We start from the raw sequence: 25,700 nt of genomic DNA, 5'->3' as shown, positions 1-25,700 counted from the left end.
ATTCCACGGACGAGAGGGAGACCCATGGCACGTTGGGGAATCGCCACCACCACGCTGCTCGCGGCGGTCGCGCTCGGCGTCGGCGGATGCGGTGCCGCCGGACCGGCCGGTCAGCCGGCCCGGGAGACCGCCGTCGAGGTCGCCGCGGCGCTGGGCGCGGAGGGCCAGGCGCTGGCCGCGCTGGGCTTCGACGCCGGCGACCTGGACGTCGAGCCGCTGGCCGCACCCGCCTCGCCGGAGGCGTCGCCGGGCGCGGCCGGGGAGAAGCGGCGGGAACGCGCCCAGGAGCGCCGCGAGCGCCGGCAGGCCCGGGTGCTGCTGCGGCGGGACGCCCTGCACGGCGAGGCCGTGGTGCGGACGAAGGACGGCGGTACGCGGACCGTCGCCGTGCAGCGGGGCGAGGTGACCGCCGTCGACGGCGACTCGATGACCGTGAAGTCCGCCGACGGCTTCACCATGACCTGGACCTTCGGCGACAAGCTGCGCGTCGTGGAGCGTCGCACGACGATCCGGTCCGCCGACGTGAAGGTCGGCACGACGGTCGGCGTGGCCGGTGCCAAGGAGGGTGACGGCGGGGTCGCCCGCCTGGTCGTCGTGCCGGCCCGGCAGAAGTAGGTGTGCATGTGGCCCGTCGGTGAAGGCGGGCCACCCCCACGCCGGTCAGCGCGGGCGGTGCCACCCGGGGAGGGCGGCACCGCTCACGCGGGCGACTCAGTAGACGCGGGAGCCGATGAAGTCGTCGTGCCCGTAGCCGACCGGGTTGGCGAAGTTGCGGGACTCGAAGGACCACTGCTGGCGGCTGCTGGTGGAGCAGGCGGCCAGGCGCAGCCGGGGGGTGCCCAGCAGCGGGTTGTCGAACGCCAGGCAGAGGTTGGCGTTGCCGGCCGTCCGGATCTGGTTGCCGGCCAGCACGAACTTCTGGTTGGCGCCGCCGTGGCAGTCGTGGATGTTCACCGCCGTGCCGGCGCTCAGCGATCCGCCCGAGACGTCCAGGCAGCGGTCGTGGGAGAGCTCCGAGTGCAGCGACTGGCGGGTCGGGTCGTACCAGAAGCCCTGGTTGCGCCCGCCGTGACAGCCGTACGACTGCTGGGGGGTGCCGTTGCGCGAGTCGTAGCCCTTGCCGTCGACGCAGGTGCCCGTGGCTGCGTTGCGCAGCTGCTTGAACTCGAAGAGCCCGTCGTAGAGCACGCCGTTGCCGGTGCTGGCCGGGTCCACGCAGGTCGCCCGCTGCCGCCCGGAGTTGACGAACTGGGTGACGCACTGGGCGAACATGCCGTGTCCCCGCTTGTTCGGGTGGAACGACTGCCGGGCCGCGTTCTCGTCCCAGACGCCGATCTCGATGAACAGGCCGCGTACGGAGGTGCTGTCGGTGCACACCTCGTGGCCGTGGAAGAGGCGGCTGGCGTCCAGGTAGCGGGTGCCCGTGTTGGTCGCCGCCGCCCGCAGCGCCGACTCGAACATCGGCACCGCCTTGTTCCGGGCGAACGCGGCGTCGGCCAGGTAGAGCAGGCAGCCGCCCGCGTACCAGCCGGGGAAGTTCGGGTTGTCCTCGACGTCCGGGCTGCCCGGGCTCGGGTACGACATCAGCACCAGCTCGTAGTCCGAGCGCAGGTAGCCGGCGCCGGTCATGGTCTGCCGGATGTCGGTGAGCGCGTCCTCGACCGCCCGCCGGCTGCCGTCGGTGCGGACGCTCCACTGGTCGGTGTAGGTGGGGTGGCAGGCGCCCTGGAGGAGGACCCGGCGGACGGCGCAGTCGGTGGCGACCGGGCCGAACTGGATCGTGCCGTCGCCGTTGGCGCCGACCACCACCCAGATCAGCTTGATGTGCGTGTTGCGCGCCTTGACGGCCAGGTGGTCGCCCTGGTTCAGCTCGTTGTGCTGGGTGGGCCCGCCCCGGATCAGGTTCCACGGGGTCGCGCCGGAGCAGGCGATGTTGTACTTCTCGTCGGCGGTGAGGCCGGTGCGGAACACCGCCTGGTCGTACGAGCGGTCGCACCAGTTGCCGGGCTCGTGGGTGCCGGGCACGTAGTTGCCCACCCCCTCGCCCGAGATCTCGCTGTCGCCCATGGTGATCAGCGCGGTGCGGCGCTGCTCGATGGGGCGGACGGCGGGCGTGCCGTAGAGCGCGGTGGCCTCGGCGGCGCGGATCGTCTCCAGGTTGGCGGGGAGCGGCTGGACGGCCGGACGGTCGGCCGCGGTGGCGGGGGAGGCCGTTCCGGCGAGCATCGGCAGGACGAGAGCGGCGGCGGCGACGACGGTGAGGGCCCGTCGTCGGGTCGCGCGTTCGCGCCTGGCAGAGGAACCAAGCATCGACGCACTCCTTTCGGCTCGATCGCGGGACGTCGATCGAGTTACCAGAAGGTAGCGTCGGCTTCGAGGTATGTGAATGCGTCTCGTAATCGTTGCGCGCAGAGTGCAGAACCGGGCGATCCGGTCGAATCGCGCGGTGGTCGGCTTCCCGACGGGTCAGCTCCCCGGCGGGAGGGCGTAGCCCACGTAGCCCCGGAACTGCACGCGCCAGCCCGCCGGCACCAGCGCCGTGCACGCCGGCCGGCTGCCCGTGCAGACGATGGCGTCCACCGAGGCCGGGTCGGCCGGCGGGCGCCCGGGCAGCACCGACTGGAGCGCCACCAGCTCCGGCGGGCGGCCGTCCGCGCCGCGCAGCAGCAGCCACCAGGGGTACTCCCAGTTGTCGTTCTGCTGCACCAGGCCGATCCGGCGGGCGTCCGCCGCGCGTACCGCCCCGGCGGCCCAGCGGAACTCCTCCGCCCACTGGGGACGGCGCAGGAACCGGGTGTCCCAGTCGGAGGTGGTGAAGACCGAGCCCGCCCCGACCAGCCGGCGCGGGAAGCCGTACGACACCGCCAGCACCCCGGCCAGCGCGCAGCCGGCCAGCACGCTCACCGCGAGCCCGGCCGCCACCGGCCGCCGCCCACCCCCGCCGCCGGCCCGGCGCCGGAACAGCGCGTCCAGCCAGAGCCCCGCCAGCGGTACGGCCAGCGCCAGCGCGTAGAGCAGCAGGCGGTTGCCCCACGGCTGCCACTTGATCATGGCGGTGTGCAGCAGCACGGCCGCCACCACGACGACCGCGTACGCGCGCAGCGGACCCGCCTGCGCCGGGGCGACCCGACCGGGCCGGGCCAGCGCGTACGCGGCCCCGATCGCCGCCAGCGCCCCGGCCAGCGGGAAGGCCACCCGGTCCTCGTCCGGGTACCACGACGGCACCGGGAATCGTTCCCGCCCGAAGGTGGTGGCCCGGTCCTGCGGGTCCACCCCGATGATCCCGGCAGCGCCGACGATCGCCTCGGCACCCGCCCGACGCAGCGGCGCGAGCGGCGTGTCGAACGCGGTGTGCGCGATCCGCAGCGCGTTGACCAGCAGCGACGGCGGGTCGTGCCGTTCCATCGGAATGGACTCGCGCAGCCGGGGCGGCCCGAGCGGATGCCCGAACTCGGCGGTCACCCGGGCCAGGAACGGCCCGACCACCGCCACCGCCACCAGCAGGATCAGCGCCGACCCGGCGACCGTCCGACGCACCTGCCGCCGCGACCGGACGCCACCGGCCCGGGCCAGCCGGAGCTGGGCCAGCCCCCAGAGCAGCAGCAGCGGCCCGACCGCGACCAGGCCGCTGGTCTTGGTCAGCGCGGTCAGCCCGGTGGCCGCCCCCAGCGCCAGCATCGCCCCGGCCCCGGCGCGCCGGCGCAGCCCGTCCAGCGCCACCGTCGCCGCGCAGGCCACCCAGGCGGCGCAGACCAGGTCCGTCTGGGTGCTGGTCGCCTGGAGCGCCACCATCGGAGTGGTGGCGAGCACGAACGCGGTCAGCAGTTGGGCCCGCCGCCCCCCGCCGAGCTGCGCGGTGATCCGGGTGGCCGCCAGCAGTACGCCGACGCCGGCCGCCCACTGCACCAGGTGGTGCAGCGCGTCCCCGCCGGTGAACAGGCGCAGGTGCAGCAGCAGGTACTCGGCGCCGGGCGGGATGGTCACCTGCCGGTGGATGGCGGTGGGCCAGAAGTCCAGGCCGCCCTGCGCCACCCAGTGCTCCACCTTCGGCAGGTGGTAGGTCTGCGAGTCGAAGTTGTTCGGCTCGGCCAGCAGGGCGATCAGCAACTCGACCAGCAGCAGCCCGCCGACCGTGCCGGCGAGCAGCCGTTCACCCCGACCCGCCGTACGCCAGGCGTCAGCCAGCCGGGTCCACCAGCCGGCGTGGCGGGGTGCGACGCGGCGCGTGGCGGCCGGCGGCGGAGGAGGAGGGGGCGGAGCGCCGACGGCCGGGCCGGCCGTCGCGCCGACCAGCGCGGGCTCGGGCGCGGCGACGGCCTCGACGGCGCGGTGCGCGGCGGCGACCACGGCCGTGCCGCGCGCTTCGTCCCGGCGGCGTCGCCAGCCGACGGCGGCGAGCGCGCCGGCGAGGAACGTCAGCCAGGCCACGGCGAACGCCGGCAGGGTGAGCAGCCGCAGCACGCCCAGCAGTTCCACCGTGAGCACCGCGAACGCCCCGGTCACCAGAGCCGCCCGGACCAGCGCGAGGCGCCGCCCCGCCACGGTCCCGGCCGCGACCGGACGGAGCGCGACGGCGAGCAGTCCGATCGCGGCGACCGGCGCCAGGGCGAGCGGGTAGCCGACTGCCGACATGGCGGCAGTAAACACCATGAACCTGAGGTCGCCGCGCCCAATGCCCGCAGTGCTGAACACCGCGTCGTCAACCGCCAGGTTAGGCTAGGGCCGACATATCGTCGCCACCGTGGAGATTCCCGTGAAGCTCTCGATCCTCATGCCGGTCTACAACGAGGAAGAACGCATCGCGGATGCCCTCAAGCAGGCATTGGCGGTCGACTACCCGTGTGAGATCGAGCTGGTCGTGGTCGACGACGGCAGCCGCGACGGCACCGGTGAGGTCCTCGGTCGGGCCGACGACGCGCGCCTGCGGGTCATCACCCACCAGCGTAACGCCGGCAAGGGTGCCGCCATCAAGACGGCGGTCGACAACGCCGAGGGCGACTACATGGTCATTCTCGACGCCGACCTGGAATACGACCCGCTGGACATCCCGAAGCTGCTCGACCCGGTGCTCGACGGGCGGGCCACGGTGGTCTACGGCAACCGCACCTTCGGCAGCCACAGCGCCTACAGCTTCTGGTATGTGATGGGCAACAAGGGCGTCACGATGGCGGCGAACGTCCTGTTCAACTCCTACATCGGCGACCTGGAGACCTGCTTCAAGCTGATGCCGGTCGCGCTCTACCGCTCGCTCGACATCCGCTCGCGCGGCTTCGGCATGGAGGCCGAGGTCACCGGCAAGCTGCTGCGCCAGCGGATCCGCCCCTACGAGGTCCCGATCAGCTACCGCGCGCGGGGCCGCGAAGAGGGCAAGAAGATCACCTGGAAGGACGGCGTCGAGGCGATCTGGATCCTGGGCCGCGAGCGCACCCGCCGCCGCCCCCTCGGCGCCCCGACCCGCTGACCCCTCCCGCCCTCCCGCGTCACCCCCCCCCGCCACCGCCGGCCTCCACGCCGCCGCGGCCGGCGTGACTCAGCGGCCGGCCGGCACCGGCGCCGCGTCCAGGAAGTTGGCGACCGAACGGCGCAGCCCGGTGGCGTCCAGCCCGTGCCAGCGGGTGTGGTCCTCGGCCGAGCCGTAGCGGCGCAGCTCCTCCCGTCCCACGCCGAGCGCCAGCAGCCGGTGCGGCCGGTCGGCCAGGGCCGCCGACACCACCCGGGCCGACGTACCGACCAGGTAGGGCTCCACCAGGATCACCGCGTCGCCGGCCAGCGCCCGCAGCCCCGCCGTGTCGAACGGCCGCGGCCGGTGGGTGTAGGCCACCGTCACGCCCAGGTCGGCCACCGCAGCCACCGCCGCGTCCAGCACCGGCCCCACCGCGACCAGCAGCGGTGCGCCCGGCCCCGCATCCCGGACGACCCGCAGCGCGCCGCCGCCGCCGTACGGCCGGGCGTTGTGCAGCGTCGACAGCCGCAGGTACGCCGAGCCGTCGGCGGCCACCGCGTCCCGCAGCAGCGCCGGCACCTCGTCGGGGTGACCGGGAACGTGCACGGTCCAGCCGTGCAGGGTGTCGATCAGCGAGACGTCGGCCGGCGACAGGTGGGTCCGGCCGGCGGCCGCCCGGTCGTACGACGCGCCGATGCTGACCAGCACCGCGCCCACGCCCTGATGGTCCAGGTCGAGCTTGAGCTGCTCGTACGCCCGCTCGACGAGGAACGGGGCGTAGCTGTGCGCGATCGGCCGGAGCCCGGTCAGGGCGAGCCCGCCGGCCACACCCACCAGCAGTTGTTCCCGGATGCCGACGTTCAGCACCCGGTCCGGGTGCCGGTACGCGGCCGGCTCGAACGCGTCGGCGGAGATGTCGGCCAGCACCAGGGCCGTACGCGGATCCTCCGCCAGCAGCGCGGTGGTGGTCTCGATGAAACGGTCCCGCACGGTCACTCCCCCTGGTCGACGACCGCGACGACGACGTGCGGCCGGTGGTTGTCGTGCCCGGTCAGGGCCGTGTGCAGGGCGTCGTGGTCGTGCCCGTCGACCGTGGTGGCGGTCCAGCCGTTGACGGTGAACCGGGCCGCGGCGCCGCCCGCCCAGCCGTGCGTGGCCGAGCCGTTGTCGACCACGATCGCGGTCAGGCTGCCCAGCCCGGTCGCCCCCGCGTACGCGATCGCCTCGTGGTTGGAGCCCTCGTCCAACTCCGCGTCGCCGAGCAGCACGTGCACCCGGGGCGTCAGCAGGCCCTGGGCGCGCAGCCCGAGCGCGGTGCCCACGCCGAGCCCGAGCCCGTGGCCCAGCGAGCCGGAGCCGATCTCCACCCCGGGCACCAGCACCCGGTCGGGGTGGTCGCCGAGCCGGCTGGCGGGCCCGCCCTGGTCGTCGAGCCAGTCGGCGGGAACGAACCCCTTCGCGGCGAGTACGGCGTAGTAGCCGGCCACGGCGTGGCCCTTGGAGAGCAGGAAGCGGTCGCGCCCGGGGTCGTCTACGGTCTCCGGGGTGACCCGGAGGACCCGGTCGTAGAGCACCCAGAGCACGTCGACCGTGGAGCGGACGTTCGCGCTGAACTCCCGGCCCGCGCGCACCCGCTCGTACAGCGGCGCGACGGGTCCCGGCAGCGGCGGGGCGCCCGGGTGGCGGGGCGCGGCGGTGGGGTCACGGAGTGGCGCGGCGGTCGGGGCAGGACCCGCGCTGGCGGTGGTCGTGGTCATGCCGCTAGCCTGCAAGTTGAAGTCCACTTCAACTCAAGGCGACGTGATGCACGAGTCTCTGACCATCGGCCAGCTCTCCGTCCGCAGCGGCGTCGCGCCCTCGGCGCTGCGCTACTACGAGCGGCTCGGGCTGATCCGGGCGGAGCGGACGGGCGGCAACCAGCGCCGCTACGCCCGCACCGAGCTGCGCCGGGTGGCTTTCGTCCGGATCTCCCAGCAGGTCGGCATCTCGCTGGAGGAGATCCGGGAGGCGCTGGACTCCCTGCCCGCGTCCCGCACGCCGAGTGCGGAGGACTGGGCGCGGCTCTCCGCGACCTGGCGGGAGCGGCTGAACGAGAAGATCCGGCTGATGACGAAGCTCCGCGACGACCTCGACGGCTGCATCGGCTGCGGCTGCCTGTCCCTGCAACGCTGCACGCTCAACAACCCTGGCGACTCCCTCGCTGGCGAGGGCCCCGGCGCCCGCCTGGTGCTCCCCCGCGAGGTCGCGGATCCGACGTCGGCGTCCTGACCCGCCGGGGCGGACCGCGCGTCAGCCGGTCGTGAGCAGCACCTTGCCGACGTGGTCGTTCGACTCGACCAGCCGGTGCGCCCGCGCCGCCTCCGTGATCGGCACCCGTCGGTCCACGACCGGCCGGACCGCCCCCGACTCGACCAGCGGCCACACCTGCTCGCGGACGCCGCGCACGATCCCCGCCTTCTCCTCCAGCGGCCGGGACCGCAGCGCGGTGGCCGCGATCGTGCCCCGCTTGGCCAGCAGCGCCCCGAGATCCAGCTCGCCCTTGCGGCCACCCTGCATGCCGATCACCACCAGCCGGCCGCCCGTGGCCAGCGCCGCCACGTTCCGGGGCAGGTAGGCCGCGCCCATGATGTCGAGGATGACGTCGGCGCCCCGGCCGCCGGTGACCCGCCGGACCTCCTCGACGAAGTCCTGCTCGCGGTAGTCGATCGTGTACGCCGCCCCCAACTCACGCAGCCGCTCGTGCTTGGCGGCCCGGGCGGTGACCGCCACAGTGGCGCCCAGCGCCACCGCGAGCTGGATCGCGAAGGTGCCGATCCCGCTGCCGCCGCCGTGCAGCAGCAGCGTCTCGCCCTTGGCGAGCCGGGCCACCTGCACCACGTTCGACCAGACCGTGCAGGCGACCTCGGGCAGCGCCGCCGCGTCGACCAGATCGACGCCGGCCGGCACCGGCAGGAGCTGCCCGGCCGGCACCGCGACCCGCTCCGCGTAGCCGCCGCCGGCCAGCAGCGCGCAGACCTCCCGGCCCACCTCCCAGCCGGCCACGTCGGGCCCGATCGCGCTGATCACCCCGGAGCACTCCAGCCCGGGGTACGCGGGCGCGCCCGGCGGCGGCGGGTAGTGCCCCTGCCGTTGCAGCAGGTCGGCCCGGTTGACCGCGCTGGCCCGCACGTCGACGACCACCTCGCCCGGGCCGGGCTCGGGATCGGGCACCTCGCTCCAGACCAGTGCGTCGGGTCCGCCGGGCTCCGGGACAGTCATCGCGCGCATGTTCCGTGTCTACCCCATCCGCCCGTCGGTCCACGCCCGGGCCAGGATCTCGTCCACCGTCCGCGTCGGGGTCAGCGCCGAGGTGTCCAGCCAGAGCCCGATCCGGGGCGTCTGCGCCCGGAAATCCGCGTCCAGGTCGGCGACCGGCCAGTCCCCGTACCCCTTCTTCTCCCGCGCCTCCTCGCGGGCGGCGACGGCCTCGGGGCTCGGCGCGAGCACCACGACCGCCAACGGCCGGTGCCGGATCCGGTCGACCATCGCCGGCAGCTCCGCCCCGAGGACCACGTCCTGGAGCACCACGGTGAAGCCGGCGGCGGCGTACCGGTCCGCCGCCGACGCGGCGAGGTCGTAGCGCAGCCGCAGCTGCCGCCAGGCCTCCGCCGACGGCTCGGCGGTCATCTCCTCCCGGCCGCTGACCACCATCCGCCGGAAGACGTCGCCGCGCAGGTGCACCGCGCGGGGCAGCCGCCGGGCCAGCGCCTCGGCCACAGTGGACTTTCCGGCGGCCATGATTCCGCTGATCAGCACCACCGACGGGGTCTCCCACACGCCGTCGATCATGCCAGCGCGGGTGCGGTGCCCGCTCGCCCGCAGCGGGTCCGTGGCAGACTAGGCACGTCGCGCACCCTGCGGGGAGCGTGGCCCGGGAGGGTTCGCCTAGTGGCCGATGGCGCTGGTCTTGAAAACCGGTAAGGCAGCGATGTCTTCGTGGGTTCGAATCCCACACCCTCCGCTTCCTGAGCAGCAGAGAGCCTGGGCAACCAGGTGTCGTCAGCAGCGGAGGTAGGTGCCGCACAGCGGCGGCGCGTCGACGCGACAGACCTTCCAGCCGCCGCCGAGGCCCTTCTCCTCCGTGGTGTGGAAGCGCCACCGGTGGGTGGCGCCGGTGAAGGTGACGCTCCCCGTGGAGTCGACCTCCGTGAACCGGAGGTCCACCATCGTCGAGACCGTGCCGTCCGGGTCGGTCTGCCAGTTGGTCGTCTCGACCCGCACGCCGAACGTGACCTGCGACTCGACCTGTTTGCGCAGGTCGCGAGCCTGCCGAAACAGCTCGTCCTGATTGTCGCCGCACAGGCACCGGTTGATGTCGGGGTTCTCGTCCGGCTGGAAGACCGCCAGGAGGTACGCCTCGGCCGCCGCAGCGGGCGTCTTCTCGCCCCGGCCTGCCTCGATCGCCCTCGTCACCGCCTGCCTGACCGGCGCGCCGATGCAGGCAATCGCGAAGGCGACGGCGGCGGCGATCGTCGCGCGGCGACGCCACTGACGAGCGGTGAGAGGCATCTCGAGCACCGGGCGAGACTACGTGCCCGAGCGACGACGGGCGGGGGCGCGAGGCGGTCGGGCGCGTGTCACACGACGGCCAGCGGGCGTACGGGCGAGCCCGTGCCGCCGACGATCGGCAGCGGGGCGAGGACGAACAGGAACTCGCTCACGCCGGCCTCCGCCAGCGAGTCCAGCCGCAGGTGCTCGACGATGTAGATGCCCGCCTCCACCAGCAGCAGGCGGTGGACCGGTAGCACCCGGAACCCGGCGCCGGCAGGGATCTGCTCGTAGGCGGTGGTGTCCGCGCCCGTCAGGGCGACCCCGTGCTCCGCGAGCCAGCCCGCGCCGGAGGGGTCGACGCCGGGCACCCCCGTGTCGAGACCCAGGTAGGCCGCCGGATCCGACCAGTGCCGGGCCCAGCCGGTACGCACCAGCGCCACGTCGCCCTCGGTCAGCCGCACACCCGTACGCCGCAGGCACCGTTCGAGGTCGTCGGCGGTCACGCCGTACCCGCCGGGAAGGACGTCGACTTCGTGGGCCGAGGCGACGTCCAGCAGCACCCCCCGCCGGACGAGCGGCGGAATGGTCTCGGCGCCGTGTACGCCGAACCGGCCACCCGATTGCGCCTCGGCGGCGTCGTGGCCGCCGTGCAGCAGCCCGTCCTGCGAGATGTGTGACAGCGCGTCGACGTGGGTCCCGACGTGCGCGCCGGTGACGATCAGCTCGCCGGCCGACGAACCGCCGTCGGCACGCACCACGTCGCCGTGCCGGCGGAGCAGGGCCAGGCGGAACCCGGGATGGTTCGGCGCACAGGGCATCCCCTCCTCGAACGGCTGGGCGAGGTCGTGGATGGTGACGCCCGCGGCGACGGCGTCCAGGAGTGCGGTCATGGCGGTGATCCTGTCTCTGCGGGGATGACGGATGCGTGCCGGGCCGATTCCGGGTGCGGTGATGATTCTCCGTAATGGCTCCGCCACGTGTCCGGCACGGGTCACGCGACGAAATCGAGATTGCAACGGCCGATGTCGTCGCCGTCGCGTGTGAAGCGGGACCAGCCGACGGCCGGTCACTGTACTCGGCGACCCCGGACCGGTCGACCCCTGAAATGTTCGACACTTACCGTGTCTGCAATCAATACCGCGAGTTCGCCCCTGCCCGCCAAGCCGCTCGTGCCGTACACTCGCATCCGATTCAATAGCGAGTCGGGCGAAGGGGTGCGGTTCACGGTGCGACACGACAATTCGGACTGCAATTTCGCGGAATTGAACGCGCCGCTGGTGGCCGCGCTTCAGGCCGAGCCGGCGCGGTCCGCGCTCGTCGCGGCAGCGCCGTCGGTACGGCGCTTCATGGACGATCTCGGTGCCACCCGGATGCGGTTCATCCCCTATCCGCTGGTCATCGACCGGGACGAGTTCGACCGGATGGCGGAGGCGGCCTGCGCCATGATCGAGGCGCAGACGGCGGTGATCCGCGAGTTCCTCCGGTCGGGGCCTCCCGAGAAACTGTTGACGGAATTCGGCCTGCCCGCCGAGATCGCGCCCTTCGTCAATTGGGAACAATTGGATTCCGTCGAGCAGGTCTTCGCCCGCGTCGACGTGCTGCCGACCCCGTCCGGATACCAGTTCTGTGAATTCAACATCGACTCGTCGATTTCCGGATTCGAGTTCCACGACTGCTATCAGGTGATGGGTGAGGCGGTCGACATTCCGTGGCTCGCCGGCACGCCGCGGCCTGAGGAACAGATCGCGGACGTCGTCATCAGGGCTTTCCACCAGGGCAGTTTCGACCGGGTGGTGGTGTGTGACTGGTCGAGCCGCATCGGGGTCGGCTACTTCGGCTTCGAGTTGCTGACCGAGACGCTGCGCCGGCGCCTGCCCGACGTGCCGGTCGAGCTGGTCTTCCACGCCGACTATCCGGAGCGGTGGCTCGATCCGGCAGCCGGAAAGCGCACCCTGGTCTATCGCGGCTTCATGCACGAGGACATGGACGACGACTACGACTTCATCACCCGGCTGGTCGGCAGCGGCGCCTCCGTGATCAACCTCTTCGAGGCCGAGATCCGCACGCACAAGCGCTGGTTGGCGATGCTCTGGGAGGAGCGCTTCGCCAGCCTGCTGCCCGAAGGCGTGCGCGACATGGTCGCCCGGTACGTGCCCCACACCGTCTCGGTGACCCCGGAGAACCGTGACCGCCTGCTGGCGGACCGCGCCGAGTACGTGTTCAAGTTCGGGCACTCGTCCGGCGGGCACGACGTCCTGCTCGGGGCCGACCATGACGCGGACACGATCGCCGCCCGGCTGGCCGAACGCGGCCCCGACGGCTGGCTCGCCCAGCGCCGCGTGCAGCTCGCCGAGTGCCGGTTCGCCCCCGAGGCCGATGCCGAGCCGGTGCCCCACCACGTGGTGCTCGGGCTCTACGTGCTCGGCGGCGAGTGCTCCGGCATGAACATCCGCGCCGACCGGGGCTCGGCCGTGGTCAACATCCACCAGTCGGCGGCCAGCGGCTGGGCCATCCCCATGGACGCCGACGAACGGCGACAGCTCATCGAGCGCGTGCGGGCGATCGGGCCGGCGGCCCGCGAACGACACTGACACCAGTTGGAGGCACGATGGAAATTCCCCTTTACCAGGTCGACGCGTTCACCGACCGGGTGTTCTTCGGCAATCCGGCCGCGGTCTGCCCCCTGGACGAGTGGCTCAGCGACGAGGTGATGCAGGCGATCGGCCTGGAGAACAACCTCGCGGAGACCGCGTTCATCATCGACCGGGGCGACAGCTTCGCGCTGCGCTGGTTCACGCCGTCGATGGAGGTCGACCTGTGCGGGCACGCCACGCTCGCCGCCGCCCACGTGGTGCTGAACCACCTGCGGCCCGAGTGGGACGAGGTCACCTTCCACTCCAACACGGGTCCCCTCGTCGTCAGCCGTACGCCGGAGGGGCAGTTCGTGATGTCCTTCCCCGCGTTGCCGCGCGAGCGGGTCGACCCGCCGGAGGCCCTGCTCGCCGGGCTGTCGATCGCGCCCACCGCGGTGTACGGGGGCATGGACTACATGGCGGTCTACGACAACGAGGAGGACCTGCGCGCGATCGAACCCGACCAGCGGATGCTCGGGACCCTCGACCGGCGCGCGGTGGTCGTGACGGCCCCCGGCATCTCCTCCGACTTCGTCGCCCGCTTCTTCGGCCCCAAGCAGTCGATCCCGGAGGACCAGTTCACCGGGTCGGCCCACTGCATGCTGATCCCCTACTGGGCGGAGGAGCTGGGCAGGACCAGCCTGACCTCCCGGCAGTTCTCTCCCCGGCTCGGCAAGACGCTGACCATCCACGCCAACTGCGAGCTGCGTGGCGACCGGGTCATCCTGGGCGGGTCGACGCGCCAGTACCTCGCCGGCGTCATCACGCTGGACGACGACGAGGTCGCCCGGCTCAGTCGCTGAGCTGCCGTGCCTCCGGCCGCGCCCCGTCGGCCGCCGCCCCTCCGGGCGGCGGCTCCGGGGCCGGCTCGGACTCGGGCTCGGACTCGGGCTCGGTGGGCATCTCCACCACCCGACGCAGCGGCGAGAAGTACAGCGGAACGATGGAGACGAGTTCGCCCGCGACCGCGAGCGCGAGGGTCTGGCGGACGCCGATCACGTTCGCGACCAGCCCGGCGACCGACGCGCCCAGCGGGATCACGCCCCAGACCAGGAACCGCATCGTCGCGCTCAACCGCGCCTGCATGCCCGGCGCGCACAGGGCCTGCCGGACCGACAGTTGCAGGATGTTGGAGACGACGATGCATCCCGAGGCGATGCCGTAGCCGATGCCGGCGACGATCAGCCAGCCACCGCTGCGCGCGAACGGCAGCGGAATCGAGGCGATCCCCGCCAGCACGCACGCGCCGAGGACCGTCGGCCCGACGCCGAAGCGCCGGGACAGCCGGACCGCCGAGAGCGCGCCGAGGGTCGCGCCGGCACCGGCGCCGGAGAAGATGATCCCGATGTACGCCGACGGCAGCCGCAGCACCGACGCCAGCAGCAGCAGGAACATGGTGGTGGTCGCGATGTTGCAGAAGTTGTACGTCGAGCTGCGGATCGCCATCACCCGGAACATCGGCACCCGCAGCACGTACCTGATGCCGTCGCGCACGTCCCGGACCAGCGTGGTGTTGCGTGCCGGCGGGGCCGCCGCCGCCCCGGTCACCCGGATCCGGCTGAGCAGCACGGTGGCGATGCCGAAGCAGACGGCCGCCGCGCCGAGCACGTACGACGACGTGGCCAGCGCCAACAGGAAGCCGGCGATGGCGGGGCCGGTGATCTCCGCCAGCGAGAGGGTGAACTCCACCCGCGAGTTGGCGCCGGGCAGCAGCTGCCGGTCGACGATCCGCGGCAGGACGCTCTGGTAGGAGATCCCCAGGAAGACCGTGCACAGGCTCCCCGCGAACATCAACGCGTACAGCGCGGGCATGGTGAGGTTGCCGGCCAGCGCCAGTGCCGCGACGACCCCGAACACGGCCGTACGGCCCAGGCTGGAAAACACCAGGACCCGTTCCCCGCGCCGGCGGTCGATCCACGCGCCGGCCGGTAGTCCGAGGAGCAGGAAGCCCAGGAACTCGCAGGTCACCAGGAAACCGACCTGCGCCGGTGTGGCGTTCAGGGTCTTCACGGCGAACAGCGGAATGACGACCGTCGCCACCTCGAAGCCGAACTGGCTGACGGTCTCGGCGCTCCACAGCAGGCGGAAGTTCTTCTTCAGGGTGATCTCCTACCCGTGACCGGCGGCGATGTTCAGGCCCCCGGGTGCAGCAGCACCGGTGCCAGCAGGACGTTCGAGATGCCTCGGACCACGGTCCCCGGCACGGTGGTCAGGCGGCAGGTGAAGCCGGTGTGCCCACCGGGCCCGTAGTGCATCCCCCACACCGCGTACCAGTCCCGTTCCGTGACGCCGTCGGTGTCGAAGCCCGGCTCCGCCCGCTGGACGACCCTCCGTTGCAGGATGTGGCGACCGCTCTCGGCCGCCGCGGCGAGCGCCGCCCGCCACGTCTCGTCGTCGACCGTCCAGCCGGCCACCGTGCCCTCGCCACGGGCCAGGGTGGTGGGTTTCAGGATGGTGTCCGCCCGGTCGCCGACGAAGCCGGTCAGGTCGGTGGCCGTGTCGACGTGGGTCGTCTCGGGGAGGACGCGCCGCAACGCGGCGCGTTCGCCGTCGGTCAGCGCGTCCTGCACCTCGGGGAGCCACACCAGGGCGAGGCACGCCTTGCTGTTGTACATGTCGTGCACCGGCGAGGTGGCCATCGGCGGCAGGGCGGAGCCCGGCTCCGGATGCAGCCGCTGCCAGGCCGCCACGGGGTCCGGCTCCTCCGCGAGTTCCGTCAGGTTGAACAACCGCAGCAGGTGGGTCACCCCGGCGACGTGGCCGGCGACGCTGCCGTCCGGCTCGTGCAGGTCCGCGACCTCCGCCAGGCGGGTCCGCAGCGGACGATCGGAGTACGCCTCCAGGCACTCGCCCAGGGGACGCCAGTCGCCGGCCCACTCCGCGAGGGCGCCGGTCGCCTCGACCATCAGCACCTCCGCCTGCCCGGGCGCCTCGGCGTCGTGCCCCGTACGCGTGGTCTCCACCGTGCGCAGCAGGTCGAGCAGGGCGGTGATGGGGTCGAGGTGTCGCAGTCCGTGCCGCTCGGCGAAGGGCCGGAAGGCCGGCTCCGCCATGACGGCGGGGAGCCAGGCGGTGCGTTCGGCACCGCCGACGGCGGGGCTCAGGCCCAGCTCCAGGACCTTGAAGCCGGTCCCGTCGTGGATCAGGTCGGCGCGGCCGTACGGCACCAGGGCGGGCAGGTCGGTTCCGGCCAACAGCGGGCGCAGCACCTCCGGCACGTCGGTCAGCGCGCCGAACGCGGCCGTGCTGCCACCCGCGAGCAGGTGCGGCAGCCGCCCCACGACGTCGAGCAGCACCGTGAAGTCGGCGTAGAACGACGTGAGCTCCCGCTCGTCGACGAACATCACCCGGTGGAAGCTCTGTGCCTCGATGTCGGGCCCCAGCACCCGGCCGGCGGTGCGCGCCGGCAGATCCGGTGGCAGCTCACCGTCGCGTATCGCCCGCAGGTAGTCGGTCGCCGGGTCCTGCGACGCCGACCGGTGCGGCGCGCTCATGCGGCTGCCTCCCGCGTGGCGGCGGCCCGCCGGCGGGCGCATGCGGTGCCGCCGACGGTCAGCCGTGGCGTGCGCTGGTCAGGCCGACAGGAACAGGGCACCCGCTGCCTCCAGTTCGCGTAGCTGGCGGTAGTCATCCGAGATCGTCTCCGGGCTCTCGTGGACCAGGAAGACCAGGCCCGGGGTCGTGTACGAGTTGACGGTGACCTGCAACGGGTCGCCGGTCTCCAGGTAGGTGTCGACGGTGTGGAAGGACGGCAGCCCGCGCAGCAGGCGCAGATCGTAGCCGGCGAGGGTCCCCGAGTGGCGGGACAGCAACTGCACCATGGCGGCGTGCCGGCGGAGCACGGGACGCCAGCCCTCGCGGACCCGGGCGGCGAAGCGGTCCGGGGCCACGATCGTCTCGGCCACCAACTGCACCGCGTTGGTGCCCGTCGCCTCGGTCAGTTGCGAGATGTCGATCGAGCCCATGAACCGGGCGCCGGTCTCGACGAGCACCGGCTCACCGGCGATCATCATGACCTCCGTGTGCGCCGTCCCCTCGCGGATGTCCAGGGCGTCGAGCACGGTCCCGACGAAGCCGTGCAGCTGGTCGAAGACGGCATCGCGCGGATCGACGAGCCGTTCCAGGTCGTAGAGCGCCGTCCCGCCCTCGTGCCGCTTCCTGGTGTGCCAGATGTCCGAGACGACGTACCCGCCCCCCGCCGACACGGTGTTGACGGCGTACTCGTCGCCGGTCATGAACGGCTGGACGAGCAGTTCCCCGATCGGGTCGCCGAACACGTCGGGTGCGCCCAGCCAGCTCTTGAACGCGGTGTCGAGGTCCGCCTCGGAGCGGCACCGCAGGAAGCCGAAGCTGCCGGAACTGGCTCGGGGCTTGACGACGGCGTCGCCGAGCCAGCCCCCCGCGCGCAGCCACTCCGCCGCCTCGTCGCGGGAGGCGGTGCTCAGGTGCGGGATGACGGCGACGCCCCCGGCCGCCGCGGCGCGTGCCATGTGGTGCTTGTCGCGGCGGCACCGGGTGGTCGCCGGATCGTTGCCGGGCACGCCGAGCGCCCTGGCCAGCTGGTCACCCAGCTCGACCCCGGTCTCGGCGCCGGCCACCACGCTGCGCGCGCGCAGGCCCGCCCGGTCGAGCCGGTCGACGATGGTGCTGACGTCGCCGTCGTGGAGGTAGTTGTCGAGATAGGCGTGGTCGACGCCGGTACGCAGGAGGAACTGCGGCAGGTCCGGGTCGCTCTGCACGTGCACCGCGCCGAAGCCGTAACCGGCGAGGGCCGGCGCGAGCGCGTTGGCCGTCGAGTACCCGTCCACGACGACACAGACTTGGCTGGCGTGTCGCATGATCCGCCTCAGGACTCTCGGGCCAGCAGGAAGTACGTCCGCATCGGGGGGATCATGTCGAGCCGCGCGGCCACGGGCGAGTGCCGGGCCGCCCCCTCCAGCAGGTCGAACACGTTGTCCGGGGTGATGTCCCGGGTGAACATCGTCTTGATGGCGATCTTCAGGAAGTCCCGGTAGTTGGTGGTGTCCATGAGCACCCCGGCGCGCTCGAACGCGGCGAGTTCCTCCTGGTCGATCGGCTGCCGCGCGACCTGGTGGGTGCTCGGGATGCGGGGCGACTGGACCTCGCCGGTGAAGCAGGCGGCGAGCGAGTCGGCCTCGAAGTCGAGGACGAGGTGGGTGCGGTCCTTCGTCCACCCGGAGACCGCGCTGTGGGCCTGGGTGGCGTCGAGGAACCAGATCTCACCGACGTTCATGTGGTAGAGCGTCGAGTTGTGCGAGCTGACGCAGGACTCGTGGGTCTCCAGCGGAAGGTGGATCCGGATCAGGTTGCTGTCGAGTTCGAGGTAGTCCCGGTGCGGCACGAGCGCGCTGCCGGGGGTCAGCCGGGCGAGCCGGCCGTACTTGAGGCGGGACATGTCGAACAGCTCACCCACCAGGTGCCGCACGTACGGCAGGCGCTGCCCCAGGTCGGTGACGACGGCCGGGCCCTCGAACGGGTCGAGTCCCGCGTCGAGGCCGAGGCCCGTGCCGTTCCACACCGCGCAACTCTTCCAGGCGCCGCAGACGAAGTCGCTGTACTTGTCCGTGTAGGGAAACGACGCCATGGTGTCGAGGTCCGTGGCGAGGCTGTCGGCGTCGATGTCGCACGTGCCGAGGATGCCGGTTTCGGTCGAGTTCATAACGGTGGTCATGGTCGGTACCTTCCAGCGGGGTGAGGGGCGGAGCCGCACGTCGTCGGGAGGGCGGCCGGCGTGACTCACACGCCGAGTCGCTCCTTGAGCTCGGCGAAGAAGGGCACGTGGAGGAACTCCCGCTTCTCCTCGTCGTACCGGGTGTACCGGCGGGTGAAGTCGATCAGTCCCGCGCGGGCGGCCTCGACCCCCTCGGTCAGGACGACGTCCTCCAGCTCGGTGATCTCGGTGACGAGCGTGCTCAGCGCCTCGGGCAGGCTCGGCAGGAGCCGGATCCGCCCCTCGTCGATCGTCAGGGCGCCCTGCCCGCGCAGGTAGTTGAAGAGCAGTTGCGACGCGATCGCGTCGTAGTTCGGCTTCGGGATCCCCTCGACCGAGTACCGCAGCAGCCGTTCGGCCAGGACGAACTCGAAGGTCAGCGCGGCGAGCTCACGATCGATGTCCGCGTCGTCGAGGCAGACCAGCATCGACTTGACGTCGACCCGCATCTCCTCCAGGCCGGCCAGCGGCTTGTAGCTCTTCGCGGACAGGAACTGCGGGATCGGCATGCTGCCCGTGCGGTGGTGGAACTCGTGCAGCCGTACCCAGGAACCGGCGGCCCGCTCGACGCCGGAGTCGTCGACGCCGGACAGCAGCGGGAACGAGCCCGGAACCATGGCGGCGTCGATGAGCCGGCGGGTGAGGCGGTGCCGGGCGACGAACTTGTCGATGAAGTAGAAGATCAGGTCGTCCGGTTCCTGGCGCCCGTCGATGTGGTTCTCCGGGAAGAGCGCCACGACGACCCGACTGTCGAAGCCGGCGCTGTGCCGGAGCAGGTTGACCGGCATCGTCGGGCTCGGGTAGCGGTCCACCAGCACGGGGTCGGACGGGATGGGCTCGTATTCCAGGTAGTCCAGACCGAGGGTCGGGAAGTACGCGGCCGAGAACACGGACAGGAGCCTGTTGTCGGCCCGCGAGTTGATGTGCCGCTTCGTGGCCGTGAGCTGCGGCGTGTCGTGTGCGCCGGACAGGTCCTCGACGAGTGCCCTGGCCACGGGCTGGGCACCGAGCGACGCCGAGTCGGCGATCCAACCGGCCAGCCGGCGCAGCGCCTCCGGCGATCCAGGCTCGGTCTCGCGCTGGTAGCGGGCACGCAGCTCGTTCACTTCGTTGACGACGGCGTCTGTTTCCACTGTTGGCAGGGACGATCGCATGGCAGCTCCTTTCCTCGGAACCGGATGACTCCGGCGGTCGCCACCACGGGCCCGGGGCGTCGTCGGTGGCGGCCGTCAGTGCCGTTCTCGGTTGGTCGCGCTACGACAGGTCCCGGGCGAAGTCGTCCAGCAGGTCCGCCCACGCCGGGACGTACGACTCCGCGAGCGCGACGAAGTGCTCCGCCTCGGCCGGGGTGGAGACCAGGTGACTCATACCGGCCTCGTCGTCGCTGACGGACGCGGCGTGGCCCGTCTCCGCCCGGATGTGCGAGTCGATCCAGGCGTAGTCGCGCTGCTCGGGAAGGACCTGGCGACCATCCACGGTGACCTTGCCGTACAGGCGCCGGAACGCGACCGCGATGTCGAGGGCGATGGTCTCCACGACACGGAGCTGGACCGCGCCACCCAGCTCCTCGGCCGCCATGGAGTCCATGACGTCGAGGATGCGGGTCAGCGCGGCGGATTCGGCGGGCGCGTCCGCGCTGCCCAGGGCCGAGCGCAGCGGCGCGCAGATCGTGTCCGCCCACCACAGGTAGTGGACACCGTCCACACCCTCCGGCGCGACCTCCGCGAAGGCCGCCGCCCGATTGTCCAGATCGTCCCCGATGACTCGGTACGCCATCTGATACGCTCCGAGTACCTCTCGACTCACTGTGTAGTCGCGAGCCAGGCGTCGCCCGTGGGCACCGAGGCTGGAGATGGTGGTGAACATGAACGCCTGAGTGGTCCGCTGCCACTTCTCCGCGATGCGCAGCGCACCGGCGGGGCTCACCGAGGTGGCCTCCTTCGCGCCCGCGAAGAACCGGTTGTTGCGTCGGGTGAGGCCTGCCTCGTCGATCAGTCGATCGATGGTGGCGTCGGCCTGCACACGGAGGTCGGTCAGGTCGAGTGCGGTGGTCATCGTGCCCTCCTCGCTTGTAGGGACCAGGCGGAGTGCTCCCCGAAGCCCGCCAGGACAGGCCGATGTCGACGAAGGTCATCGAGTCGACGCGGGCCTATGATCATCGAATCTGGTGTATCGCGCAACGGGAAGACGGCCGAACCCCTGTGCTGCCCCCTAAGCGGGTGGCGACCCCTCGTGCGTTGCCTCAGGAGCGGGTAGTAGTTCCCGCCAGTTAAGCGTGACCAGCGTCAACTCGACGCGAGCGACGGTACGGCGCGGGCCAGACCGCTGTCCGGCTCGTCGGCGTCCACGAACGGCGCCGCCAGTCGCTCCGGCACCCCCATGTTGCGCGCGAAGATCCCGAGCCGGCGCTGCCAGGCGGGCACATCGGTCGGTGGCGCGATCGGCACGGTGCCGCGGGCGACCAGCTCGGCGTACTCGTCGCGATCCGCGTTGCCGGTGGCGATCGAGTGCCGGAGGGCCGCCTCCAGGTCGCGCTGGGCGTTGACGACGCACATCGTCCACTTGAGCAGGACGGTCGCGGTGCAACCGGGTGCGACGTCGAGCACCCCGGCGTTGCGCCGCAGCCGCGACGAGTCGGTGGTGTTGATCGCCACCTTGAGGTGGGCGGACACCACCTCCGCGCCGCGCACCTCCGGATACCACTGGCTGAGCTGACGGAGCGCCAGCTGAGCGCGCTCGGCCGCCTCGGGGTGACCGTTGCGCAGGAAGTGCCGGAAGTCGTCGGGCAGCGCGTAGGTCGTCGGGTCGACGCGGTGCACCGCGATGTGCGCCGCCGGCGGGTAGTAGACGAGCGCGGTGTCCTGGCTGAAGGGACTGAACATGCCGCCGTACTCGTCCTCGAGCTTCAGGCACGTGTAGTTCTTCGTGGTGCGCTCGGGCAGCTCGACGAAGAGGATCTGGCGCAGCGCCATGTAGATGGGGGGCAGCGCGAGCGACGGGTTGAGACGGCGCGCGATCGCCGGGGTCTCGGTGGCGGCACAGAGGGCGACCTGGTCGCCGACGATCGTCTGCCGCGCGCCGTCCTCGACGTACTCCACCTCGTAGGTGCCGTCGGAGCGGCGGCTCACCCCGGTCACGTCGGCGCCACCGCGTACCTCGACGCCGCTGCGGCGCAGCTCCTGGTCGAGCAGCGCGGTGACCACGACCGGGTTGATGCCCCGTTGCGGAGTGACGAAGGCGGCGCCGACGTCGGCGACCCCGTCCGGCGCGGGGATCTCGCGGCAGACCTGCTCCGGCGCGCCGAACAACGAGTTGGCCGGGTCCTCGGCGCAGAGCTGCGCGTAACGGTCCTGGATGACCCGCATGTTCTCCCGGCACTGGCCGATGATGTCGGTGCCGCTGTCCTGCATGGCCTGGGAGGCGATGACCCGGCTGTGGTCCTTGCCACCGAAGACGAGGTCGGGGAAGAAGCGTTCGTTGACCAGGCGCCCGTCGAAGCAGTCCCGGGCGCTCTGCGGATCGAACGGATACTCGGCACCGCTGTGGTTCTCGCTGACGATGTTGCTGGCCCCCGTGCAGATCGGGTGGGCCTCGGGCGAGCGGGCCTCGGCCCGCTCCAGCAGAAGGACCCGGTATCCCGCGCGGCTACGCATGATCGCGGTCAGGCAGCCCGCGATACCTCCGCCGATCACGATGTGCAGCTCGGTTCGCTTCACTCTGTCAATCCCTCTGTCATGGGCAACGATCCTTTGCCGCAACACGAGCTGAACCAGGTCCCGGTTTCGACACCGTGCCCGGCCGGACAGCGCGTCCTGCTGCGGATCTTGGGGTGGAAGAGCGGTGAGGTGGCAGGCCGGGGGACGTTGGCTGGAGGAGGGGTGCCCTCGTTGGCGGTAGACGGTAACAAACTTCGATCAACCCCGGAAGGATCTTCCGATAGGACAGGGGTTCGAGCGACCGGGCCCGCTCACACCGCTCTCACCAGCGCCGATGCCGGATCGGGGGCGCCCACGTTCGCGCTCCGGAGCGGATGACGCCGATCTGTACCCTCTCTGCCATGTCTGGTTCCCCCCTCGTCAACGACCTGCGTGCGGCGCTCGGCGACGCCGTGCTGACCGACCCCGACCTGCTCCGGATGCACCGCAAGGACGAGGCCGATCTGTGCGAGGCCGGCACCCCGCTGGTCGTCGTCCGTCCACGTCGCACGGCCGATGTGGTCGAGGCGGTGACGATCGCCGGGCGGTACGGCGTGCCGGTGGTGCCGCAGGGGGCGCGTACTGGGCTGGCGGGCGCGGCGAACGCGGTTGACGGCGCGGTGGTGATCAGCATGGTCGCGATGGACGCGGTGCTGGAGATCGACCCGGTCAGCCGGATCGCCGTGGTGCAGCCCGGGGTGGTCAATGCGGCGTTGTCGGCGGAGGTGGCGAAACAGGGGTTGTGGTATCCGCCGGATCCGGGATCGTGGGAGATGTCGACGATCGGTGGGAACGTCTCCACCAACGCGGGTGGCATGTGCTGCGTCAAGTACGGCGTGACCACCGAGTACGTGTTGGGTCTGGAGGTCGTGTTGGCTTCCGGGGAGGTGTTGCGTACTGGTCGGCGTACCGCCAAGGGGGTGGCGGGGTACGACCTCACCCGGCTCTTCGTGGGTTCCGAGGGCACCCTCGGGGTGATCACGGAGGTGACTGTGGCGCTGCGGCCCGCGCCGGCGGAGTCGCTGACCATGGTGGCGGTCTTCCCGACCACCGCCGCCGCCGGTCGGGCGGTCGCCCGGATCGCTGAACACGGACTCACCCCCAGCCTGCTGGAACTGATCGACCGCACGTACCTGCGGGCGATCGAGGCGTACCGGCCGATGGGCCTGCGTACCGACGTCGAGGCGCTGCTGCTGGCGTCGGCGGACACCGGACCCCAGGCCGCCGGGGACCTGGCGCGGCTCGCCGAGCTGTGCGAGGCGGCCGGCGCCGACGAGATCCACACGGCCACCGACGCCGTGGAGGCGGCGGCCCTGTTGCAGGCCCGCCGGCTGGGGCACGCGGCGATGGAGAAGTTCGCCAGGGAGTCGTTCCCCGCCGGCAACGGTGGGATGGTGATCGACGACGTGGCGGTGCCCCGGGCGGCGTTGGCAGCGCTGCTCGACGGGGTGGCCCGGATCGCGGCGGAGTGCGACGTGACCATCGGCGTGGTCGGCCACGCCGGCGACGGCAACATGCACCCGAACATCGTGGTGGACCGGGCCGACCCGGCGAGCCTCGAACGCGGCCGGCGCGCGTTCGACGAGATCATGCGCCTCGGCCTCGAACTGGGCGGCACCTGCACCGGCGAGCACGGCGTGGGCCTGCTCAAGCGCGACTGGCTGGCCCGCGAGATCGGCCCGGTGAGCCTGCGGGTGCACCAGGCGATCAAGGCCGCCCTGGACCCGGCCGGCCTGCTCAACCCCGGCAAGGTCTTCTGATGCCCGCCACCCTCCGGCGGGCCGTACGGAGATGAGGAGAGCGTGCCGACCATAGCCATCGTCGACGGATACTCCACAGGCAGCGCGCTGAGTCGGGCGCTGGCCGAGCGAGGGGTGACCTGCGTCCACGTACGCAGCGGCGAGTCCCTGTACGACTACTACCTGAAGACGTTCCGCCCCGGCGACTACGCGGTTGACCTCGGCTTCGTCGCCGACGAGGACCGCCTCGTCGACCGGCTGCGGGCGCTCGGCGTCGACCGGGTCGTCGCGGGCACCGAGCCGGGGGTGGTCCTCGCCGACACGCTCAACCACCTGCTCGGTACGCCCGGCAACGACATCGCCACGGTCACCGCGCGGCGCGACAAGTCGGCGATGGCGGCGACCGTGGCCGCCGCCGGTCTCGCCGTGCCCGCCGGCCGGTGCTTCGAGTCCGTGGACCAGGCGGTCGCCTGGTACGCGACCAGCCTGTCCGGCCCGGCCGTCGTCAAGCCCGTGGACGGCGCGGGCACCGACAACGTGCGGTTCTGCGAGAGTCTCGACGAGGTGCGCCTCGCCTGCGCGACGGTCCTGGCCTCGGTCAACCTGTACGGCGTACCCAATCGACGGGTGCTGGTCCAGGAGCGGCTCGTCGGGACCGAGTTCTACGTCAACACGGTCTCGTACGCGGGCACGCACCGGGTCGCCGAGATCTGGCGGTACACGAAACGGCCGGGTCCTGGCGGCGGTCCCATCTACGACTACGAGGAGCCGGTCGACCGGGGCTCGGCCCTGGCCCGGCAGCTCCGTGAGTTCGTCTTCGGGGTGCTCGACGCGCTCGGTGTCCGGTCCTCGGCGGCACACACCGAGCTCATGCTCACCGACCGGGGGCCGGTGCTGATCGAGGCCGGGGCCCGACTCGGGGGAGCGACCCTGCCCGACGTCGTGGCGAAGTTCTGCGGTGTGTCGCAGACCTTCCTACAGGCCCAGCACCTCGTCGATCCGGCGTCGCTCGACCAGTTCGACGACCGTACGCCGGGCTGGGCCGCCGCCGTCCGGAACGTGTCGCTGATCAACCCGGTCCCCGTCGCCGCGCAGGCGGGGGGCTGGTACGCCCGGCTGTCGGAGCTGCCGGCGGCCGTGGCGATCGCCGCGCGCTGCTCCCCCGGGGCCGAACTGCCGCAGACCGTCGACCTGTTCAGCTCGCCCGGCTACCTCTATCTCGCCGCGGAGGATCCGGCCGAGGTTGAGCGGAGCTACGAGATGTTGCGCCGCTGGGAACGGCACGGCCTGTACGGGAGCTGACCCCTGCGCGCCCGGCGCTGCCGGTTCGATCGCGGGTGCCGACGGGGTAAGAAGGTGCGGAGGAACAACCGCTCACCGGAAGGACCCCCCGATGACCCTGGAACGACCGATCGCCCCGGACCCGTACGAGCTGCTGCCGACCGTTGCGTCGTTCACGCTGACCAGTGACGACGTGCAGAACGGCGAGCCGATGGACGCCGCGTACGCCCACGGCAGCGTCGGGGGCGACAACATCTCGCCGCAGCTCGCCTGGTCCGGCTTCCCGGCCGAGACCAAGGGCTTCGTGGTGACCTGCCTCGACCCGGACGCGCCGACGGGCAGCGGCTTCTGGCACTGGGTCCTGGTCAACCTGCCGGCCGACGTGACGCGGCTGCCGCGCGGCGCGGCCGGCGACGACCTCGGCGGCGCCTTCACGGTCCGCAACGACTACGGCGACCGGGGCTACGGCGGCGCCGCCCCACCGGCAGGCGACCGGCCGCACCGCTACGTGTTCGCGGTGCACGCCCTGGACGTGGAGCGCCTCGACGTCACCCCTGCCGCGACCCCCGCCGTGGTCGGCTTCAACCTGGCCTTCCACACCCTGGCCCGCGCCGTGATCCGCCCCACCTACCAGGTCAAGGAGTAACC

Annotated in this window: 23 protein-coding genes and 1 tRNA gene; 9 read left to right on the top strand and 15 right to left on the bottom strand. The window is 72.1% G+C overall.

Annotated features, from left to right (window positions below; genetic code table 11):
* Positions 1 to 24 precede the first annotated feature (24 nt).
* Positions 25 to 615 carry a hypothetical protein gene (locus tag OG989_RS06310; RefSeq protein ID WP_151456805.1) on the top strand — a complete coding sequence of 197 codons (591 nt, stop codon included), beginning with the start codon at positions 25 to 27 and terminating at the stop codon, positions 613 to 615.
* 96 nt (positions 616 to 711) lie between these two features.
* Here OG989_RS06310 and OG989_RS06305 read toward each other — a convergent pair whose 3' ends face one another.
* Positions 712 to 2,310, bottom strand: coding sequence for a ricin-type beta-trefoil lectin domain protein (locus tag OG989_RS06305; RefSeq protein ID WP_327029971.1), 1,599 nt, complete (start codon positions 2,308 to 2,310; stop codon positions 712 to 714).
* Between the two features lie 156 nt (positions 2,311 to 2,466).
* Entirely contained in the window at positions 2,467 to 4,632 is a 2,166-nt protein-coding gene (locus OG989_RS06300) for a hypothetical protein (protein WP_327029970.1), read from the bottom strand.
* Positions 4,633 to 4,753: 121 nt separating this feature from the next.
* Between OG989_RS06300 and OG989_RS06295 the strand changes: the two genes are divergently transcribed.
* Positions 4,754 to 5,461, top strand: a complete 708-nt coding sequence (locus OG989_RS06295; RefSeq protein ID WP_327031122.1) for a glycosyltransferase family 2 protein — start codon at positions 4,754 to 4,756, stop codon at positions 5,459 to 5,461.
* 69 nt (positions 5,462 to 5,530) lie between these two features.
* Here OG989_RS06295 and OG989_RS06290 read toward each other — a convergent pair whose 3' ends face one another.
* Positions 5,531 to 6,433: a transketolase family protein gene (locus tag OG989_RS06290; protein WP_327029969.1), complete on the bottom strand. Its 903-nt coding sequence runs from the start codon at positions 6,431 to 6,433 to the stop codon at positions 5,531 to 5,533.
* Positions 6,434 to 6,435: 2 nt separating this feature from the next.
* On the bottom strand, positions 6,436 to 7,200 hold the full coding sequence (locus OG989_RS06285) for a transketolase (protein WP_327029968.1): 765 nt from the start codon (positions 7,198 to 7,200) through the stop codon (positions 6,436 to 6,438).
* 46 nt (positions 7,201 to 7,246) lie between these two features.
* Here OG989_RS06285 and soxR point away from each other — a divergent pair, with 46 nt between their 5' ends.
* The gene (gene soxR / locus OG989_RS06280) at positions 7,247 to 7,711 is read left to right on the top strand and encodes a redox-sensitive transcriptional activator SoxR (protein WP_327029967.1); all 465 of its coding nucleotides are present in this window, start codon (positions 7,247 to 7,249) and stop codon (positions 7,709 to 7,711) included.
* Between the two features lie 21 nt (positions 7,712 to 7,732).
* Here soxR and OG989_RS06275 read toward each other — a convergent pair whose 3' ends face one another.
* Both OG989_RS06275 and OG989_RS06270 read right to left on the bottom strand, forming a co-directional pair.
* Positions 7,733 to 8,710 (bottom strand): NAD(P)H-quinone oxidoreductase, encoded by a 978-nt coding sequence (locus OG989_RS06275; protein ID WP_327029966.1) that lies wholly within the window; start codon positions 8,708 to 8,710, stop codon positions 7,733 to 7,735.
* A 9-nt stretch (positions 8,711 to 8,719) separates the two neighbouring features.
* A complete protein-coding gene (locus OG989_RS06270; protein WP_327029965.1) occupies positions 8,720 to 9,271 on the bottom strand; it encodes an AAA family ATPase in 552 nt (183 codons plus the stop codon).
* Between the two features lie 85 nt (positions 9,272 to 9,356).
* Here OG989_RS06270 and OG989_RS06265 point away from each other — a divergent pair.
* Positions 9,357 to 9,443: transfer RNA gene (locus OG989_RS06265), tRNA-Ser, on the top strand.
* A 38-nt stretch (positions 9,444 to 9,481) separates the two neighbouring features.
* On the opposite strand, the gene OG989_RS06260 is transcribed toward OG989_RS06265, so the two are convergent.
* Both OG989_RS06260 and OG989_RS06255 read right to left on the bottom strand, forming a co-directional pair.
* Positions 9,482 to 10,000 (bottom strand): hypothetical protein, encoded by a 519-nt coding sequence (locus tag OG989_RS06260; RefSeq protein WP_327029964.1) that lies wholly within the window; start codon positions 9,998 to 10,000, stop codon positions 9,482 to 9,484.
* 59 nt (positions 10,001 to 10,059) lie between these two features.
* Entirely contained in the window at positions 10,060 to 10,863 is an 804-nt protein-coding gene (locus OG989_RS06255; protein WP_327029963.1) for a cyclase family protein, read from the bottom strand.
* Between the two features lie 231 nt (positions 10,864 to 11,094).
* Here OG989_RS06255 and OG989_RS06250 point away from each other — a divergent pair, with 231 nt between their 5' ends.
* Complete coding sequence (locus OG989_RS06250; protein WP_151453776.1) at positions 11,095 to 12,564, top strand: circularly permuted type 2 ATP-grasp protein; 1,470 nt, start codon at positions 11,095 to 11,097, stop codon at positions 12,562 to 12,564.
* 17 nt (positions 12,565 to 12,581) lie between these two features.
* Entirely contained in the window at positions 12,582 to 13,409 is an 828-nt protein-coding gene (locus OG989_RS06245) for a PhzF family phenazine biosynthesis protein (protein ID WP_327029962.1), read from the top strand.
* On the opposite strand, the gene OG989_RS06240 is transcribed toward OG989_RS06245, so the two are convergent.
* The 7 genes from OG989_RS06240 to OG989_RS06210 form a co-directional block, all read right to left on the bottom strand.
* The gene (locus OG989_RS06240) at positions 13,399 to 14,646 is read right to left on the bottom strand and encodes an MFS transporter (RefSeq protein ID WP_327029961.1); all 1,248 of its coding nucleotides are present in this window, start codon (positions 14,644 to 14,646) and stop codon (positions 13,399 to 13,401) included. The two genes, OG989_RS06245 and OG989_RS06240, sit on opposite strands and share 11 nt — an antisense overlap.
* Positions 14,647 to 14,738: 92 nt before the next feature.
* On the bottom strand, positions 14,739 to 16,100 hold the full coding sequence (locus OG989_RS06235; protein ID WP_151453779.1) for a hypothetical protein: 1,362 nt from the start codon (positions 16,098 to 16,100) through the stop codon (positions 14,739 to 14,741).
* Positions 16,101 to 16,178: 78 nt separating this feature from the next.
* Positions 16,179 to 17,444, bottom strand: coding sequence for a hypothetical protein (locus tag OG989_RS06230; protein ID WP_151453780.1), 1,266 nt, complete (start codon positions 17,442 to 17,444; stop codon positions 16,179 to 16,181).
* A gap of 8 nt (positions 17,445 to 17,452) precedes the next feature.
* Entirely contained in the window at positions 17,453 to 18,298 is an 846-nt protein-coding gene (locus OG989_RS06225; RefSeq protein ID WP_327029960.1) for an aspartyl/asparaginyl beta-hydroxylase domain-containing protein, read from the bottom strand.
* 65 nt (positions 18,299 to 18,363) lie between these two features.
* Complete coding sequence (locus OG989_RS06220) at positions 18,364 to 19,491, bottom strand: DUF6421 family protein (RefSeq protein ID WP_151453782.1); 1,128 nt, start codon at positions 19,489 to 19,491, stop codon at positions 18,364 to 18,366.
* 100 nt (positions 19,492 to 19,591) lie between these two features.
* Positions 19,592 to 20,392, bottom strand: a complete 801-nt coding sequence (locus OG989_RS06215) for a DUF6202 family protein (protein ID WP_151453783.1) — start codon at positions 20,390 to 20,392, stop codon at positions 19,592 to 19,594.
* Between the two features lie 230 nt (positions 20,393 to 20,622).
* Entirely contained in the window at positions 20,623 to 22,053 is a 1,431-nt protein-coding gene (locus OG989_RS06210; protein ID WP_151453784.1) for an FAD-dependent oxidoreductase, read from the bottom strand.
* Between the two features lie 341 nt (positions 22,054 to 22,394).
* On the opposite strand from OG989_RS06210, the gene OG989_RS06205 reads away from it, so the two are divergent.
* The 3 genes from OG989_RS06205 (at position 22,395) to OG989_RS06195 (ending at position 25,698) form a co-directional block, all read left to right on the top strand.
* Entirely contained in the window at positions 22,395 to 23,792 is a 1,398-nt protein-coding gene (locus tag OG989_RS06205) for an FAD-binding oxidoreductase (RefSeq protein WP_151453785.1), read from the top strand.
* 42 nt (positions 23,793 to 23,834) lie between these two features.
* Complete coding sequence (locus OG989_RS06200) at positions 23,835 to 25,073, top strand: ATP-grasp domain-containing protein (RefSeq protein WP_327029959.1); 1,239 nt, start codon at positions 23,835 to 23,837, stop codon at positions 25,071 to 25,073.
* Positions 25,074 to 25,164: 91 nt separating this feature from the next.
* Positions 25,165 to 25,698, top strand: coding sequence for a YbhB/YbcL family Raf kinase inhibitor-like protein (locus OG989_RS06195; protein WP_327029958.1), 534 nt, complete (start codon positions 25,165 to 25,167; stop codon positions 25,696 to 25,698).
* The last annotated feature ends 2 nt before the right edge of the window (positions 25,699 to 25,700 follow it).

Source organism: Micromonospora sp. NBC_01740, assembly GCF_035920365.1.
GTDB lineage: Bacteria > Actinomycetota > Actinomycetes > Mycobacteriales > Micromonosporaceae > Micromonospora > Micromonospora reichwaldensis.
Note: the sequence above shows the minus strand (reverse complement) of the source record. Positions and strands in the feature narration are given on the sequence as shown.